The following is a 17,532-nucleotide window of genomic DNA, read 5'->3' on the forward strand; positions in this document are numbered from 1 at the left end:
TCTTAAATAAAAGTAAATGGATACGTATTAATTTGGGAATCAACAATGTCGATGCCCCAGTTATATTGTTGGTTCCAAGTATTAAATAATTTTAAAAGTTGCTTTTTACAAATACTTTCAATGTGATGTCCTGGATCAATGACCGAAATGCCATCAGCAAGCATGTCATGACCAGTATGATAGTATACATCCCCAGTAATATATACATCAGCATGTTTATGCATTGCATCATGATAAAACTTACCACCGTCACCACCTAAAATAGCTACTTTTTTAATCTTTTTAGTTGGTGTATTACTAATCAGTCTTAAACCTTTAATATTAAAAATCTTCTTACATGTATTAGCAAATTCAATAACCGTTGATTCAGATGTTAGTTCACCAACCCGGCCCATGTAAAAATCTTGATCATATTTATTAAACATAAAAGATAAGCCTTGAACATCACTTAAATTTAAAGCTGATGCTAACCAGTCATTCATTCCACCAACAGCATTATCTAAATTAGTATGTGCAGCATAAACAGTAATATCGTGTTTAATCAATTTCGCATACATCGCATTTTGTGGAATCGACAAGTCTAAATTTTTAGCTGGTCGAAACATTACTGGATGATGTGCAAAAATAAAATCAACATGGTTATTAATAGCTTCATCAACTACCTCGGGTCGAACATCTAAAGTAGTCATAACTTTATTTATGTCCTTGTTCAAAGAGCCAATTTGTAGTCCAACTGGGTCGCCTTTAACTGCTATGTCCTTTGGTGCAAATTGTTCAAAACGTTTTACTAAATCAATTCCTTTCACTTTTTAACACCTCATCTATTTTAGATATTTTATCTTCAATTGCATTAATTCGATCAATAGGTCTATGTTTTTTAGCTTGATTCATTTGATTAATTACTTCACGCATACGCAATTGCTCATTATGCCATTTATCAACAAAAGTTTGCGATTTAGCTCTAAGTAAAAATGGTCCAAATTGCAATTCATCTTTATCATAAAGTACCATTGAATCAACTTTTTCAGCAACAATTATTTCGTAAGTATGACCATCTTCGCGAATAATATCTTCGTTAGTTATCTTATAATAATTATTCATCAACCACATTCTAAGCACTAGTTCGCCTACGTTAGGTTGTAAAATTAATTTTTCTTTACCATTTAATTTATTTTTACCACGTTCTAAAATATCACGTATTAAAGTTCCGCCCATTCCAGCAATAGTTATACAATTAATGTTATCAGACAAATTAATGGCATCTAATCCGTCAGCTAATCTAGGCAATATAACTCCATCTAGATGTTCTAATGTTATTTCATGTTCTGCATTTTCTAAAGGTCCCTTAGCAACTTCACCAGCAATGGCATATGAAATTTTATTGTTTTTAGCTAAGTAAACTGGTAAGTATGCATGGTCAGAGCCTATATCGGCCATTCGACTATTTAATGGCACGTAACTAGCAACTGTTTTTAAACGTTCTGATAAATGATTAGAATCCATCATTAAACTCCTTTAGGGAAAAATTTATTAAATTTATTATATCTTAAATAAAAAGCAGATGCATTCGTGCATCTGCTTTTTTAATTAATATTTTATTCAAGAAAATCTTTTAATTGTTTACTACGTGATGGATGACGTAATTTACGCAAAGCCTTTGCTTCAATTTGACGAATTCTTTCACGAGTAACCCCAAACACTTTTCCAACTTCTTCAAGAGTGCGTGTACGACCGTCATCTAAACCAAAACGAAGTCTTAATACATTTTCTTCACGATCAGTTAAAGTATCCAAGACACCTTCCAATTGTTCCTTTAGAAGTTCATATGCCGCATGTTCGGATGGACTAGTAGCATCTTGATCTTCAATAAAGTCACCTAAATGAGAATCATCTTCTTCACCAATTGGTGTTTCTAATGAAACAGGTTCTTGTGATATTTTCAAAATACCACGTACTTTTGAAGTTGGCATATCCATTTCGGCACCAATTTCATCAGGAGTAGGTTCACGTCCTAAATCTTGTAGTAATTGTCTTTGAATTCTAATCAACTTATTAATAGTTTCAACCATATGAACTGGTATTCTGATAGTACGAGCTTGGTCAGCAATTGCACGCGTAATTGCTTGTCTAATCCACCAAGTTGCATAAGTAGAGAACTTAAATCCTTTACGGTAATCAAACTTCTCAACAGCTTTCATCAATCCCATGTTACCTTCTTGAATTAAATCTAGGAACTGCATCCCTCTACCTACATAACGTTTAGCAATTGAAACTACCAGTCTTAAGTTAGCTTCAGCAAGTTCTTGTTTAGCTGCTTCATCGCCATCTTCAATTCTTAAAGCTAAACTAACTTCTTGATCAGCAGTTAATAAAGAAACTCGACCTATTTCTTTCAAGTACATTCTAACTGGATCATTAATTTTAACTCCAGATGGGGCGGACGCTGTGTTTTTTAGTTCTTTTTGAGTTACTTTCTTAGCAGCTTTTAAAGCACGTGGATCTGGATCGCCATTTTCATCCACAACACTAATTCCAGAATCTTCAATTTTTTCTAATAGTTTATCAGTTTGATTAGTAGTTAATTTAAATGGTAACGCAATTCCATTATTAATTACGTCATAGGTAACATGACCTATTTTTTTATATTTTTTAATAAAAACATTTAAAGAATCTTTATATTCTTTTTGGTTTAATTTTTTATCAGTCATTCAAAGAGCCTCCTGTTAATCCTTGTCAATCAACTGTTGTTTCTTTTTTAATTTGATGATTTCAATGGCTAGCTGAGTTTGACGATCAATATCCCCTAATCTAGTAGCTTCTTTAAATTCATCTTTTTTAGACTTTAATTTAATGTCTATCGGTGCTTGGTTCATAATTATATTAACATAATCATCTATCTCTTTTACACTACTTGTGCCTAAAACATTAGAAACTTCAATATCAATCATTAACTTTTGTAAATTATCTTCCTTAATAAAATCAGTAAATTCAGATATGTTAAATTCATCATGTTCAGCAAAATATCCTTGTGCTAATAGAAAAAGCATTTGATATTTTTCATGAACAAAGTTAAATCCATCAATTCCCATAATCTGTATCCAAATATTATGATCATGAAGCATTCGATATAATAACATTCTTTCGGCATTTTCCACTTTGCTAATTAAACGTTTGTTATTAACAAGTTTAGATAACGACTCACGATTAGTACTAGTAGTTACTGAATTAGTAGGTTCAAAAGCATCTATTTCATCTAATTGTTTAATTAATATGTTTTTATCAATGTTAAACTGTTCAGTCAATTGATTTAAATATATTTCTCTTTCAATTGGCTTAGACATTTTAGCAACTACTTTTAATACATCGCTAATATAAGAAGTTAAATCTTTTTCATTGTCTAAATTACGATTTAATTTCAAATATTGCATTTCAAATGAAACCGGTGATTCCTTTGCTGAATCAACATAATTAAAGAATTTATCTTCACCATATTGTTTCCGGTATTCGTCAGGATCAATCCCTTTAGGCATTTTTATAACACCTAAGTCTAATTGACTACCTTGTAAAAGTTTCAAAGCCCGATCAATCGCATTTTGTCCTGGAATATCACCATCATAACAAATATATAAATTTTTAGTATGTCGCTTTATTTGATAAATTTGTTCCTTAGTTAAACTAGTCCCCATAGATGCTATTCCATTTTTGACATTCGACTGAAAAGCAGAGATAACATCCATAAATCCTTCAAACAAAATAACTGAATGTTGCTTTCTAATTTCGTCTTTAGCATTACTAAAATTAAAAAGCACTTTTCGTTTATTAAATATTTCAGTTTCTGGACTATTTAAATATTTAGCTTGATTATTTTGATCAAAAACCCTTCCAGAAAAAGCAACTACTGAACCATTAGTATCAGTAATTGGAAACATTATTCTATCAAAAAATCGATCTTTTAAATTCCCATCAGCATCCTCAATAAAAAGCCCTGATTTTCTTAGCAAATCATAAGAAATCTTTTTTTGTTTAAAAAATTCTTCTAATATTTTTTGCTGGGGAGCAAACCCTAATTGATAATGTTCAATTGTATCATCAGATAAGCCTCTATTTTTAAGGTATTCAAGAGCTTGTTCACCCATTTCGGTATTAATTAAAATATGGTGGTAAAGCTTCTTAGCGTCCTCATGTAAAGATATTAAATTCCTATTTGGACTATTTACATGATTATTGTTGTTTTCTAAATACTTATCCGAAAGTTGAATTCCCTGCATATCTGCAACCTTAACTACTGAATCCGGAAATGATATGCCCTGTAAATCCATTAAAAATTTAAAAACGTTTCCTCCACGACCGCAGCTAAAGCAATGGAAAATCTGTTTATCTTCAGATACTGAAAATGAAGGTGTTTTTTCAGCTTGAAAAGGACATAAACCAAAATAGTTACTTCCCGATTTTTTTAGTTGAACAAATGAACTAATTACATCTAAAATATTAGTTTGATTTCTAACATTTTCAATAACCTCTTCTGGTATCATAGCCAAAATAAACACCCCCATTATAAGAACTTAAAGCCGCACTTTGAAGTGCGACTTTAAAAATATAGATATTAAATGTTATCACATTTTAAATACTATTCCAAATATTTTACTTAATGATTAATTCATTTAAATCACCAAACCATTTAATCATATTAGAAATAATGGTCAATTGTTTTAAATGATTGTTTTTAATTTTTTCATCTTTAGCCATTACCATAGTTTGATCAAAATAATTATTAATTAAAATGGGTAGTTGCATTAATCTTTCATAAGCTTCTGAAGCATTTAATTCAAAATAGCCATCTTGCATTGCATTAACTTTTTCAAACAACGCTTTTTCTGAATCATTTTCAAATAATGATGTATCCACTGTTAATTCATCTGGTTTAAATGAAGCTTTTTCTGAAATTCTTAAAACACGATTTAAAGCTTCTATAGAATCTTTAAAGTTATCATTATTTTTATCGTTATTAATGACATCAGCACTATCAAAAATAAATTTAACATCCGCATTTAAGCCATTAGTCATTGCTTCAATAATATCATGTGAATATTTATCACCTTTTAGAATTTTTACAATTCTATCTTTAATAAATGCAACAATTTCATTTATTTCTTTATCTTGGTCAAGATTTGGAGCAACATCGTTAGCATTTTCTAATTCAACAAATTTACTCATCATAGCTTTTAGTGGTAAATTAAGTTGTTTATCTTCAATAATTCTAACAATTCCGTTAGCTTGTCTTCTTAATGCATATGGATCATTAGATCCACTAGGGATCATCCCTGCAGCAAAGAAGGTTAAAATACTATCAAATTTGTCAGCTAAGGCTAAAACAGCTCCCACTTTACTTTGTGGCAATTGTCCATTTGCTGAAATAGGCATGTAATGTTCTCTAATAGCTGTGGCTACAACATTATTTTCGCCATTAATCAAAGCGTATTTTTCACCCATAACACCTTGAAGTTCAGAAAATTCACCTACCATGCCGGTAACTAAATCAAACTTATAAATGTTAGCTGCTCTAGATAAGTCAGTTAATTCTGATTGATTCAAGTTAACCATTTCACCAATGCAATTAGCAATAACGTTTACACGTTGCATTTTTTCAAACATTGTGGAAATTTTATCATGAAAACTAACTTTTTTAAGCTTATCAACATAAAATTGTATATCATGTTTTTGATCTTCATGATAAAAGAACATGGCATCTTCTAATCTAGCAGTTAAAACTTTTTCATTTCCAGTTGAAACGTTTTCCAAATATTCAGAATTTCCATTACGTACAGAAACAAAATAAGGTAATATTTTTTCATTATCAGCATCTTTAACATAGAAAAAGCGTTGATTATCGCGCATTGAAGTAATCAAAACTTCTGAAGGTAATTCTAAATATTTCTCGTTAAAGCTACCAAAAAAGGCAGTAGGCCATTCAACTAAATTGTTAACTTCTTCCAATAAGCCGGAATCAATATTGATGGTCCAATTATTATTAGCAGCAATTTCATTAATTTGTGACTCAATTAATGCTTTACGTTTTTGAGCATCAACGATTACATACTCTTTTTCCAAATCACTTGCATAATCATTGGCATTATCAATGCTTATATCTTTACCTAAGAAACGATGCCCACGACTAATTCGATCTGATTTAACATCTAAAATTTGAATAGGAATAACCTTATCATCTAGTAATGAAACAATCCATCTAATTGGACGAATATATTCTAAGTTATAAACGTTCCATTTCATCATAGTTGAAAAGTTCATACTAGTAATAACATCTTTCATTCCAGAAAGAATTTCTGCTACAGATTTACCTGGAATATGTTTTTGAACAAAAACGTATTCTGTACCTTTAACTTCCTTAAAAGTAATATCATCAGTAGTCATACCTTGTCCCTTAGAGAATCCGATTGCAGCTTTAGACCAATTACCTTCACTATCTAAAGCAATCTTTTTAGCCGGACCCTTTACAGATTCATCAATATCAGGTTGTTTGTCAGCTAAACCTTCAATTTTAATTGTTAGTCGACGAGGAGTTGAAAATGGAATTATGTCAGAATAATCCATTCTGGTTTCCTTTAAATACTTTTTAGTTCTATCAACTAACTGTTTAATACTAGGAGTTACCGCATGTGCGGGCATTTCTTCTAAGCCAATTTCCAATAGAAATGTATGAGCCATCTTATTTATCCTCCTTATCGTCTTTTAGCAATTCTGCTCGTTTCTTTTCATCTTTAATTAATGGGAAGCCTCGTTTTTTACGTTCAGCAATAAACGCTTTGGCAATTGAACGAGCCATATTTCTAATTCTAGATAAATAACCAGCACGTTCAGTTACAGAAACCGCTCCTCTGGCATCTAACAAGTTAAATGTGTGACTACATTTTAGTACATAATCATATGCTGGATGCACTAAACCATTAGCAATCTGTTTCTTAGCTTCTTTTTCAAAAGAATCAAACATATCTAAAAGCATTTCTTGATTACTTTCTTCAAAACTATACTTAGAATGTTCATATTCGGGTTCTTTAAAGATATCACCATATTTAACACCATCACCCCATTCTAAGTCATAAACACTGTTTACATCTTGAATGTAGGAGGCTAGTCTTTCTAATCCGTAAGTAACTTCAGCAGCAACTGGGGCCATAACTTGGCCACCAACAATTTGGAAGTAAGTAAATTGAGTAACTTCCATTCCGTCTAGCCAAATTTCCCAACCGACACCGGCACAACCCATTGAAGGATTTTCCCAGTTATCTTCAACAAATCGAATATCATGTTCTAACGGATTAATACCTAACTCTTTTAGACTACCTAAATATAATTCTTGAATATTCTCTGGAGAAGGTTTCATAATTACTTGGAATTGATGATGTTGGTATAAACGATTTGGATTTTCACCATATCTACCATCTGCTGGTCTTCTAGAAGGCTCAACATATGCAGCATTCCATGGTTCTGGTCCGATTGCTCTTAAAAAGGTGTATGGACTCATTGTACCTGCACCCTTTTCAGTATCATAGGATTGCATTAACATGCAACCTTGTGATGACCAATATTGTTGCAATTTTAAAATTATTTCTTGCATTGAAAGTTTTTTTGTCATTGTTATCCTCCCCAATTTTAATCCATAAAAAAAACCTATGTAAAAAAGTAATAAACAATTTTACATAGGGACGATATAATCGCGGTTCCACCCTAATTTTGGACTAATCAAAAATCCAACAACTTAATTTAAAGAGTTCAAAAAGCGCCAATATCCTTTTATAATCTATGATTAGCTCACACCACATCTAATCTCGCTGAAAAAAATTATAAAATAATTCTTTTATCTTAACTCTAATTATTCATATAGTTTAATATTAAATTAGCTATTATAAAAAGTCAATTTTATATTTTAAAATTATTCATTTGATCTAAAAATTTTTTACTTTTTAACTTTATTCCTAAATCATTTTCATAAATATTATCAAAAAAAGAACGCAATTCTTTTTTGGTTTGATTATTAACTTTAATATTATTAATTTTAGAAAGTTCGATAATAGAAAATTTACGTAGGTAATAAATTGTCTTTTTGTCCAATCTTAATCGACATAAATCTTGATTAAAGTGGTTAGAACATATTAATCCGCCCATCTTTTCAGAATAGTCTAAATCTAAATCAGAACGACCGCAAATCACACACCCGCGTAATTCTGGGGCGACTCCAAAAACGGATAATAGCTGAAGTTCCATGATGTTAGTAACAATCTGTGGATCCATTCCAACATTTATTAGCTTTAAACTATAGAATAATTTATTAAACCACTCTAGACTATGATAACCATCTTCAAAGGCTGTATCTAAAAGATTCATAATATAAGTCGCATATGCATTTAGATAAATATCTTCAGATATATTTAAATAATGTTTAACATCAATTGGACTAATAATATAACACAACAAATCTTTTTTTATGTTACCAGTGTATTTGCCATAACTAAATGGCAAAATATCAGCAGCTAATTTATAATTCTTTTTTCTAGCCCCTCTTAAAAAAAACATTTTAGGACCAAATTCAGCAGTGAAAAATTTAACTAGCATATCATGTTCACGATAATTTTTACGATACATTAAAATCCCGTGAAAATCTATATAGTGATAATTTTTCATAACATTACCACCTTAATAGTATTAGTAATTGTCTTTACGATATCCCAAAGATTTTAGCATAGCCGATTTATCACGCCATCCTGGTTGAACTTTAACCCATAGTTCTAAGAATACTTTGCTTCCAAGCAAATCTTCAATATCTTGTCGAGCTAACGTTCCAATCTTTTTCAACATTGCACCTTTTTTACCAATCACAATTCCTTTTTGACCGTCACGTTCCACAATAATTGTAGCTTCAATATGAACTTTTTCGTTGTCTTGAGACTTCATACTTTGAACTTCTACAGCTACTGAATATGGAATTTCTTGTCTAGTTAGCATCAATATTTTTTCACGAATTAGTTCAGAAACAATAAATCTTTCTGGATGATCAGTAACTTGATCTTCTGGATAATATTGTGGACCTTCAGGTAACTTATGTTCTAAATTATCTAATAATTCATCTACATTGTTTCCCTGTAAAGCTGAAATTGGAAACACTTCACTCCAATCAAGAGCATTCTTATAGGTATCCATAATGTCTAATAACTTGTTAGGATTGATATCATCAATCTTGTTAATTAATAAGTAAATTGGTTTATCAACTTTCTTTAACTTATCAATAATAAAATTGTCACCAGCGCCCCTAGTCTCAGTAGCACTAACCATGAATAAAACTGCATCAACCTCATTCAAAGCAGATAAAGCTGAATCTTCCATAAAATCATCTAATTTATTAATTGGTTTATGAATTCCTGGTGTATCTAAGAATACTATTTGAGCATCATCGGTGGTATATACACCTTGTATTTTATTTCTAGTAGTTTGAGCTTTATCACTCATAATTGCTATTTTTTGACCAATAATTCGATTCAAAAATGTAGATTTTCCAACATTTGGACGTCCTACAATCGCAACAAATCCTGAACGAAATTCCTTATTATCATTCATTAAATTATCCTCCATTACCTAATTAATTTTAAAAAAGATGGTATAAAAATCAAACATCCAATTATAATAGCAAATAAAGCAGATATTAAAACGCCACCAGAAGCCACGTCTTTAGCTTTCTTAGCTAAGATACTGTAATGATTATCAACTATTAAATCAACTACTGTTTCAACGATAGTATTAAGTACTTCCGCTGCAATTACCAAAAAAATTGCTGTAACAATCCATAACCAATCATTTATATTGATTTTTAAAAATATACCTAACATAAAAGCAAATGCTGAAGCCAAAATATGAAAACGAAAGTTTCTTTCTTCAGTTACTAAAGCCCAAATTCCTTGTAGGGCATGCATCAAAGATTGACAAAAATTTTTATTTTTGCCAATCTGCTTAACATTATCTTTTAAGGCCATAAGAATCCATTATTTTTCTTTGTAGTGGGAACATAACCGCTTCATCTTCAGGCTTCATATGATCATAACCATTTAAGTGTAAAAATCCATGTACTACTAAAAAGCCTAACTCTCGCTCATAAGAATGATTTAAAAATTCAGCTTGCTCAGCTACCTTATCAATTGAAACAAATATGTCACCTATATTTTTAGGTATTTCGGCTTGCATTTCATCATCCATAATAATTGGAAAATCATCACTATCATCTTCGATAGCAAAACTAATTACATCAGTAGCGCGATCAACACCACGATATTTTTTATTAATTTGTTGAATTCTATCATTATTAACAAATGTAACTGACATTTCAGTGTTTTCAGCTAAATTAATATATTTACCTGCATATTCTAAAATGTCTTTAATCAAGTCAATATGTTTTTGTGGTACTTTACTCTTGGTTTCATCGTAAATTTCTAAATCCATGTTATCTTCCTTAAACTAATTATTTTTAACGTTATATTTATCATATGCATCAATAATTTTGGCTACTACTGGATGACGAACTACGTCAGCCGAATTGAAGGTTACAAATCTAATTTTATCAACATCTTGCAAAATCTTTTGAGCCTGTACTAAACCGCTACTAGCATGTTTAGGTAAATCAATTTGTGATATATCACCGTTAACAATCATTTTAGAATTAAAACCTAATCTAGTTAAAAACATCTTCATTTGTGCGGTAGTAGTGTTTTGTGCTTCGTCTAATATTACAAAAGCTGAATCTAGAGTCCTTCCACGCATATACGCTAATGGTGCAATTTCAATAACTTCTCGTTCCATTAATCTAGCAGTATGCTCCGTGCCTAAAACAGCATGCAAAGCATCATAAATAGGTCTTAAATATGGATCCACTTTTTCTTTTAAATCACCTGGCAAAAAGCCAAGACTCTCACCCGCTTCAACAGCAGGTCTAGTTAAAATAATTTTTTCTACCGTTCCTCGTTTAAGAGCAGCTACTGCCATAACGACTGCCAAAAAGGTCTTACCCGTTCCAGCTGGTCCAATGCCAAAGGTAATGTCGTTTCTAGACACAGATTGAACATATTGACGTTGTCCAAAGTTTTTCACACGAATAGGTTTACCATTATTATCTTTAATTAAGATTTGATTATACAGGTCTTGAAAATGTTTTAAAGTGCCATTTTTAGCCATGTTCATAGCACTAACAACATCACTACTATTGATAGAAATACCTTGCTGAATCAAATCTAATAAATTGCTTAATATTTGAATAACAGCATTAACATTTTCTTTGAGACCTAAAACATTAATTTCTGTTCCAAAAGGATTGATTGTAACTTCCATGCCTTCTTCAAGCAAAAACATAAACTTATTTTGCGCCCCAAGTAGTAAGGGTTCATCATCTAAATTATTTAGTATAAATTGCTTTTTAATCTTAGAGTTTTCAGCCAATACAGCTTTCTCCTTTACAAGTTTTATTAATCAAATATTAGCATAATTTTATACTTAAAAAAAGCAGTTTGTTCTATGTATGATACTAACTAACAACTGTGTTAATTAGTATACGAAATATATTATTTTAGTTGAGATTTGACAGCTTGGTTAACTAAATTACCGTCAGCCTTACCTTTAACCTTAGGCATAACTGCTCCCATAACTTTACCAAAATCAGACATGTTAGAAGCACCAACTTGCTCAATTGCTTCAGCAACTACTTGATTAATTTCATCTTCTGATAGTTGCTTAGGCAAATAGTCTTTCAAAATAGATAATTCAGCTTCTTGTTGTTCTACTAAATCATCTCTACCAGCTTCTTTGAATTCATCAATTGATTCTTTATGTTGTTTGGCTTCACGACTAACAACCGTTATTTCTTCTTCATCTGATAAATCATGACCTAACTTAATTTTTTCATTCATTAGAGAAGCCTTAAGCATTCTTACAACGGTAAGCTTAACTTTGTCATGTGCTTTCATAGCGTTCTTTAAATCAGTCATTAGCGAATTAGCTATACTCATAATATAATCCCCTTTTGTAAAAAATAATAAAAAACGCTCCTGGATTTAAACAGGGGCGTTTTTTACAATAATTAGAAGCGACGTTTTTTCTTGTTATTGCGTTTACGTGCTGCTTCAGATTTTAACTTACGTTTAACACTTGGTTTTTCGTAGAATTCTCGTTTACGGTATTCTCTCAATGTACCGTTTTTAGAAACTGTACGTTTGAAACGACGAAGAGCATCATCAAAAGACTCGTTTTTACGAACAACTGTTTTTGACATATGAAAATTCCCTCCCTCCGAATTCAAAATACAACTTGTTTAAAATGTGTTTTAACAACTTAAACCGGTTCTTAATAATTATACAAAAATAAATATTATACGTCAATCTTTCTATGAAAAATAAAATTAAAATAATTATGCTAGAATATAGTAAAAAGCAAGGGAGCATTAAATTATGAAAAAACTAATCGTATTTGCTGTATCAGATTCTAGCGGTGAAACTGCAATGCAAGTAGCTAAAACAGCATGTTCACAATTTAAAAATATTGAAATTGAATATGAAAGATATCCATTTATCACTACTGATTCTATTTTAAATGGAATTTTAAATTTAGCAGAAAAGAAAAAAGCAATAATATTCCATACCCTTGTAGATACAAAATTAAGCAATCGTGTAGTAGAGTTTACAAAAACTAAGGGTTTAAGGAATTTTGATTGTATTCAAAAACCTCTACAGTTAATATCTGATCAAACTGATGAACATCCAGAAAAAATAACTGGCTTAGTACATGATTTAAATGAAAACTATTTTGATCGTATTGCTGCAATGGAATTTGCAGTTGCCAATGATGATGGTAAAAACCCTCAAAACTTAGCACAGGCAGACATTGTAATTCTAGGAGTTTCTAGAACATCTAAAACCCCATTATCACTATATTTAGCTAATAAAAACTTAAAAGTAGCTAATGTTCCAATTGGTCCGGAAACTCAATTACCAGATGAAATTTGGAGTATTAATAAAAATAAAATTTTTGGTTTAACTAACAGTGTAGAAGCACTGAAAAAAATTCGAGAAGCAAGAATGCTATCTTACGGTTTAGACGTTGATACACCATATTCAAATACCCAACATATCGAAGCTGAATTAGAATACGCTCGTAAATTGTATAACAAAATTGGTTGTTTAAATATTAATGTATATGACAAATCCATTGAAGAAACCGCAACTATCATAATGGAAAGTTTGAATATTGACACTAGAGAAAAATAAAAATCAATAAAAAAGTAGCCAATCATATGGCTACTTTTTTATTGATTTTTAATATCGGCTAATAAATTTGGATTAAATTGATGTGTTTTTAACATCTGTACCTCAAAATAGTGTGGTGATTTTTTAGTTTTGCCATCTTCCAGTTTTACCATTGGTGTTTCCATAATTTTAGGAACATCAACCAAACTTTCATGATGTGCTATATAATCTAAACTATCAAAACCAATAGTTCCTAATCCAATAATTTCATGACGATCTTTATGACTAGCAAAAGGATTTTTAGAATCATTTAAATGCACTACTTTAAGTTTTGGTAAGCCAATTATTTTGTCAAATTCATTTAAAACATCGTCAAAGTTATTTTTTACATCGTAACCGGCATCATTAGTATGACAAGTATCAAAAGTAACCGACAATTTATCGTTTAATTCTACTTTATCCATAATAGAAGCAATTTGTTCAAAACTTCGACCCACTTCAGTACCCTTTCCAGCCATAGTTTCTAAAGCAATCTGAGCCGTTTGATTAGCATCGATAACTTCGTTTAAACCCTTAGCAATGTTTTCAATTCCCTTATCCTCACCTAGTCCAACATGTGAACCTGGATGTAAAACAATTTGTTTAGCACCAATAGCATCAGCTCTAACAATTTCATCATGTAAAAATTTAATGGCAAAGTTATAACTAGCTATTTTTTTATTATTAGCTAAATTAATGATGTATGGCGCATGTACTACTAATGATTGAATATCATGATCATGCATATATTTATGACCATCTTCAATTCTAAACTTATCAATACCTTTACGTACTGTATTTTGTGGAGCACCTGTATATACCATAAAAGCATTTTCATCGTAACTATTAGCTTCTTCAGCTGCTCCTAACAGCATCTTACTTCCACTCATACTAACATGTGAACCAATTAAAAAATTATTTTCCATTTGAAAGTTCCTCCATTAAATTAGTAACTTTAAATGCAGATTGATCAGATTCCCAACTACAATATTTATTGTAAAAATTATTAAATTGTATATCATAGCCATTAAAAATGCCTGCGTTGTTAAAAATCGCTATCCACTTTAAAAACTGCTGTTCATTTTGTGCTAATGGTCCTGGCAATTCAGTTTTATAGTTAAAATAAAAACCTCTTAAATGGTCTCGATAATGCTCCAAATCATATGCATAAAAAAGCATTGGGCGCTTAAGATTAGCGTAATCAAACATTACCGAAGAATAATCTGTAATTAATAAATCTGAAATTAAATATATTTGACTTATATCATTGTCAGCTAAAATTTTAACGCGATTTTCAAATCCCTTAATATTAATATTATCTTTAATTAAGTAGTGTGGCCTAATAACTAGAATTGTATCACTATCCACCGCATTGAAAAAAGATTTTAAATCAAACGGAAGTTCAAAGTTATAAGCACCTTTTTTAGTATAATCATCATCACGCCAAGTAGGTGCATAGGTAATCACCTTACAGTTTGAATTACCTAATAAATCTTTTTTCAACGTCTTAATATATTCTAAATTATTATTTTTATATAAAACATCATTTCTAGGGTAGCCTATGTCTAAAGATTGACCTTTAAAATTAAACGCTCTAGAAAAAATATCTTTAGAATACTGATTGGGTGCAATTAAATAACTCCATCGGTGTGATTCCTTAATAAATTCATGTTTATATTTTTTAGTACTTATATTAGGTATTTCAACATTATCAATATCAACACCTAATTTTTTTAAAGGAGTACCATGCCAAGTTTGAATGTAAGTGGTGTTGCGATTTTTCTTCCACCAGCCAGGGATTCTTGAATTAAAGACCCAAAAATTAGCTCTAGCCATTAAATAAACCCACTTGGGCATAAAACGCTTAACTAGTTTAATCTCTGGGTACTCTGCTTTTAATTTATTATATAGTTTAGGTTTTACACTAAAATAAGCTAAATTTTTATTGTGTGTTTTAATCCACTCTCTATAAATTGCAGCTGGATTATCATTAATATCTTTCCCATTAAAACTTTCAAAAATAACTAAATTCTTTTTTACAGGTAAATAAATAAACCCATCGTTAATAACGATGAGTCCACCTCTAATGAGAATTTTAATACAATTTATAAGTTTATTTTTTAAACTATTCATAAAAATCCTCATTTCTATTTTAAATTAAGTCCACAAATCTAGAACGGAATTTGTAATGTAAGTGTGAACCAACTAGTAAGAAAAATAACACAAAAAGCCAAAATGTGATAGTTAAGATAGGTTTTTGCCAGAACCAATCATCACCTAGCATAGATTCTCTGAATCCTGAAATAATATAGAAAAACGGATTCAATTGAAAAATTCGAACTAAGGGTGCTGGAAAAGCATTAGTTTCAAAATTAAATAATACTCCCGACATGTAAAATAGCATACGCATCAATGATTGTAGAAAGATTCGATAGTCTCTTACTAAAATAGCAATTGTTGAATTAAAAATACTAAAAGCTACTAACCAACAAACCATGGCAAAGAAGTAGTAAATCCACTGAATCCAATACATATTAGGTACAATGCCACCTTTGAAAAATGCAATGAAAATTGAAACAACTAGCATTGCCCAAAAAGAGCTTAAATTAGAGATAACTTTAATTGTTGGTAAAACACTAACTGGGAATTTCATTTTAGAAACCATCCCAACTTGAAGGTAAATACTCTTAGATGCATCTAAAACTACACTATTCATGTAGAACCAAGGAGTAATCCCAATAACCATCCATGAAAGGTAATCAACCCCACCGGATGTCCCTTTCTTTAAACCGAAACCAAATACTAACCAATAAATTCCAATCTGAATAATTGGATATAAATACTCCCAAACTAAACCTAAATAGTGACTTTGATAATCTGATTTGTCTTGGTATTTAGAAATTCGAAACATTATGCCTAAATTACCAAACTGTTCTTTAATTAATGTAATGACTTCTTTCAAGTCAGTCACACTTCCTTTACTTTAATGTTTTAATATATTTATCAATTAATCTTTCGGTTGCAAATCCATCATTATAAGTATTCCAATTTTGATTAAATTTTGTAAAATCAGTTTTATGATTTGACTTAATAGCTTTAGCTAAATCACCGGTAGTAGTGATTGGTTTACTAGGTAACCAATTTAGCATATCATCTTGAATACCTGGATCTTTTTTATATTTATCTAAATCAAACATAAAAAATAATAATGAATGTGCCTTTGGCAATAGTGCAAAATCAAAGGCAATTGATGAATAATCAGTTATAAGTGTATCCGTCACCGATAATAAATCGTTAGTAGATAATTGACTATAAAAACATAAATTTTGATTATTGCTTATTTGCTGCAACTCATGCTCTCTATCTTTTAAAAGTGGATGAAGTTTAACTACCACTACAGCATCTTCAGTAGAAGATAACACTTTAGACAAATCTTTCGGTGGATTAAAGCCAATATCTTCACGATAAGTAGGCGCATATAAAATAACTCGTTTATTTTTTAATTCAGGTGCCGCTTTATAAACTCTTTTTTTAGCTAAATCTTGCCACTTATGATGAAAAAGCCTATCTGATCTAGGATAACCAATCATTTTCATTCGATCAAATGGAACATGATAACTATTTTCAAAAACTTTACCCATAGTTTCAGAAGCAACTACGTAATCATCAAAACTATCGTATACTTTTTGAAAACGTTTTTTATCAGATTTGCTTCTTAAAGCAGTTGTTGGATCTTCCCAACCAAACTTTTTAATAGCTCCATTAGCGTGCCATAATTGAATAATCTTTGTTTTATGGGAATGGTACATACCACCTAAAAATGGAAAATAATTATCACAAAAAATCAAACTACCGGTCATTATAGTAGGCAATATTTTAAAAACAAAATGTAACCCATCCCAAAACGGAACAGTTTCAATTCCATATGCTGCTAAATCAGTAGCTGCAGCTTCAGTAACTGGTTTATATAAAACAATTAATTTACGATTTTTTGGTAAATTGTTTGCAATTTTTTTAATTAACTGTAAGTTATTATCAAAACTCATTATGTAAATAACGTTACGTTTTTTCCTAAAATTACATAAAAAAGAAATAATTTTTATCAACCACAGATAAAATACTTTCAATTTATACCCCACCATATAATTTGTAATGTTTAATACAAGTGGTAATTATAACATAATTTAAAAACAATAATTAA

At 30.4% G+C, this 17,532-nt stretch carries 18 protein-coding genes; 1 reads left to right on the forward strand and 17 read right to left on the reverse strand.

Annotation, left to right across the window (positions count from 1 at the left end; all coding sequences use genetic code 11):
• Window positions 1–2: 2 nt before the first annotated feature.
• From K5Q11_RS01580 to rpsU, 13 genes are all read right to left on the reverse strand, one after another.
• Entirely contained in the window at window positions 3–806 is an 804-nt protein-coding gene (locus K5Q11_RS01580) for a Nif3-like dinuclear metal center hexameric protein (protein ID WP_220750991.1), read from the reverse strand.
• The gene (locus K5Q11_RS01585; protein WP_220727782.1) at window positions 793–1,503 is read right to left on the reverse strand and encodes a tRNA (adenine(22)-N(1))-methyltransferase; all 711 of its coding nucleotides are present in this window, start codon (window positions 1,501–1,503) and stop codon (window positions 793–795) included. Before K5Q11_RS01585 ends, K5Q11_RS01580 begins: the two co-directional genes overlap by 14 nt.
• Window positions 1,504–1,595: 92 nt before the next feature.
• Complete coding sequence (gene rpoD, locus K5Q11_RS01590) at window positions 1,596–2,708, reverse strand: RNA polymerase sigma factor RpoD (RefSeq protein WP_220727781.1); 1,113 nt, start codon at window positions 2,706–2,708, stop codon at window positions 1,596–1,598.
• Between the two features lie 15 nt (window positions 2,709–2,723).
• A complete protein-coding gene (gene dnaG / locus K5Q11_RS01595; protein ID WP_248700634.1) occupies window positions 2,724–4,532 on the reverse strand; it encodes a DNA primase in 1,809 nt (602 codons plus the stop codon).
• 109 nt (window positions 4,533–4,641) lie between these two features.
• Window positions 4,642–6,723 carry a glycine--tRNA ligase subunit beta gene (glyS, locus tag K5Q11_RS01600; RefSeq protein ID WP_220750992.1) on the reverse strand — a complete coding sequence of 694 codons (2,082 nt, stop codon included), beginning with the start codon at window positions 6,721–6,723 and terminating at the stop codon, window positions 4,642–4,644.
• Window position 6,724: 1 nt separating this feature from the next.
• Window positions 6,725–7,651: a glycine--tRNA ligase subunit alpha gene (gene glyQ, locus K5Q11_RS01605; protein WP_220750993.1), complete on the reverse strand. Its 927-nt coding sequence runs from the start codon at window positions 7,649–7,651 to the stop codon at window positions 6,725–6,727.
• A 284-nt stretch (window positions 7,652–7,935) separates the two neighbouring features.
• Window positions 7,936–8,697: a DNA repair protein RecO gene (gene recO, locus K5Q11_RS01610; RefSeq protein WP_220750994.1), complete on the reverse strand. Its 762-nt coding sequence runs from the start codon at window positions 8,695–8,697 to the stop codon at window positions 7,936–7,938.
• Window positions 8,698–8,718: 21 nt separating this feature from the next.
• Window positions 8,719–9,627, reverse strand: a complete 909-nt coding sequence (era, locus tag K5Q11_RS01615) for a GTPase Era (RefSeq protein ID WP_220750995.1) — start codon at window positions 9,625–9,627, stop codon at window positions 8,719–8,721.
• A 14-nt stretch (window positions 9,628–9,641) separates the two neighbouring features.
• Window positions 9,642–10,040, reverse strand: coding sequence for a diacylglycerol kinase family protein (locus tag K5Q11_RS01620; protein WP_220750996.1), 399 nt, complete (start codon window positions 10,038–10,040; stop codon window positions 9,642–9,644).
• Window positions 10,024–10,503 carry an rRNA maturation RNase YbeY gene (ybeY, locus tag K5Q11_RS01625; RefSeq protein ID WP_220727773.1) on the reverse strand — a complete coding sequence of 160 codons (480 nt, stop codon included), beginning with the start codon at window positions 10,501–10,503 and terminating at the stop codon, window positions 10,024–10,026. Before ybeY ends, K5Q11_RS01620 begins: the two co-directional genes overlap by 17 nt.
• A 15-nt stretch (window positions 10,504–10,518) precedes the next feature.
• Entirely contained in the window at window positions 10,519–11,493 is a 975-nt protein-coding gene (locus K5Q11_RS01630; RefSeq protein ID WP_220750997.1) for a PhoH family protein, read from the reverse strand.
• Window positions 11,494–11,615: 122 nt separating this feature from the next.
• A complete protein-coding gene (locus tag K5Q11_RS01635; RefSeq protein WP_220727771.1) occupies window positions 11,616–12,059 on the reverse strand; it encodes a GatB/YqeY domain-containing protein in 444 nt (147 codons plus the stop codon).
• A 71-nt stretch (window positions 12,060–12,130) separates the two neighbouring features.
• On the reverse strand, window positions 12,131–12,322 hold the full coding sequence (gene rpsU / locus K5Q11_RS01640; RefSeq protein ID WP_056966837.1) for a 30S ribosomal protein S21: 192 nt from the start codon (window positions 12,320–12,322) through the stop codon (window positions 12,131–12,133).
• Window positions 12,323–12,497: 175 nt separating this feature from the next.
• Between rpsU and K5Q11_RS01645 the strand changes: the two genes are divergently transcribed.
• Window positions 12,498–13,313 carry a pyruvate, water dikinase regulatory protein gene (locus K5Q11_RS01645; protein ID WP_220750998.1) on the forward strand — a complete coding sequence of 272 codons (816 nt, stop codon included), beginning with the start codon at window positions 12,498–12,500 and terminating at the stop codon, window positions 13,311–13,313.
• A 38-nt stretch (window positions 13,314–13,351) separates the two neighbouring features.
• Here K5Q11_RS01645 and K5Q11_RS01650 read toward each other — a convergent pair whose 3' ends face one another.
• Genes K5Q11_RS01650 through K5Q11_RS01665 form a run of 4 tightly spaced genes read right to left on the reverse strand, consistent with a single transcriptional unit; the run spans window position 13,352 to window position 17,473 of the window.
• The gene (locus K5Q11_RS01650) at window positions 13,352–14,257 is read right to left on the reverse strand and encodes a deoxyribonuclease IV (RefSeq protein WP_220727769.1); all 906 of its coding nucleotides are present in this window, start codon (window positions 14,255–14,257) and stop codon (window positions 13,352–13,354) included.
• On the reverse strand, window positions 14,247–15,464 hold the full coding sequence (locus K5Q11_RS01655) for a CDP-glycerol glycerophosphotransferase family protein (RefSeq protein ID WP_220727767.1): 1,218 nt from the start codon (window positions 15,462–15,464) through the stop codon (window positions 14,247–14,249). Before K5Q11_RS01655 ends, K5Q11_RS01650 begins: the two co-directional genes overlap by 11 nt.
• A gap of 19 nt (window positions 15,465–15,483) precedes the next feature.
• Complete coding sequence (locus tag K5Q11_RS01660; protein ID WP_220727766.1) at window positions 15,484–16,293, reverse strand: ABC transporter permease; 810 nt, start codon at window positions 16,291–16,293, stop codon at window positions 15,484–15,486.
• 16 nt (window positions 16,294–16,309) lie between these two features.
• Window positions 16,310–17,473 carry a CDP-glycerol glycerophosphotransferase family protein gene (locus K5Q11_RS01665; RefSeq protein ID WP_220727765.1) on the reverse strand — a complete coding sequence of 388 codons (1,164 nt, stop codon included), beginning with the start codon at window positions 17,471–17,473 and terminating at the stop codon, window positions 16,310–16,312.
• Window positions 17,474–17,532 lie beyond the last annotated feature (59 nt).

Origin of the sequence: Apilactobacillus xinyiensis (assembly GCF_019656235.1) — a bacterium.
Classification (GTDB): Bacteria; Bacillota; Bacilli; order Lactobacillales; family Lactobacillaceae; genus Apilactobacillus; species Apilactobacillus xinyiensis.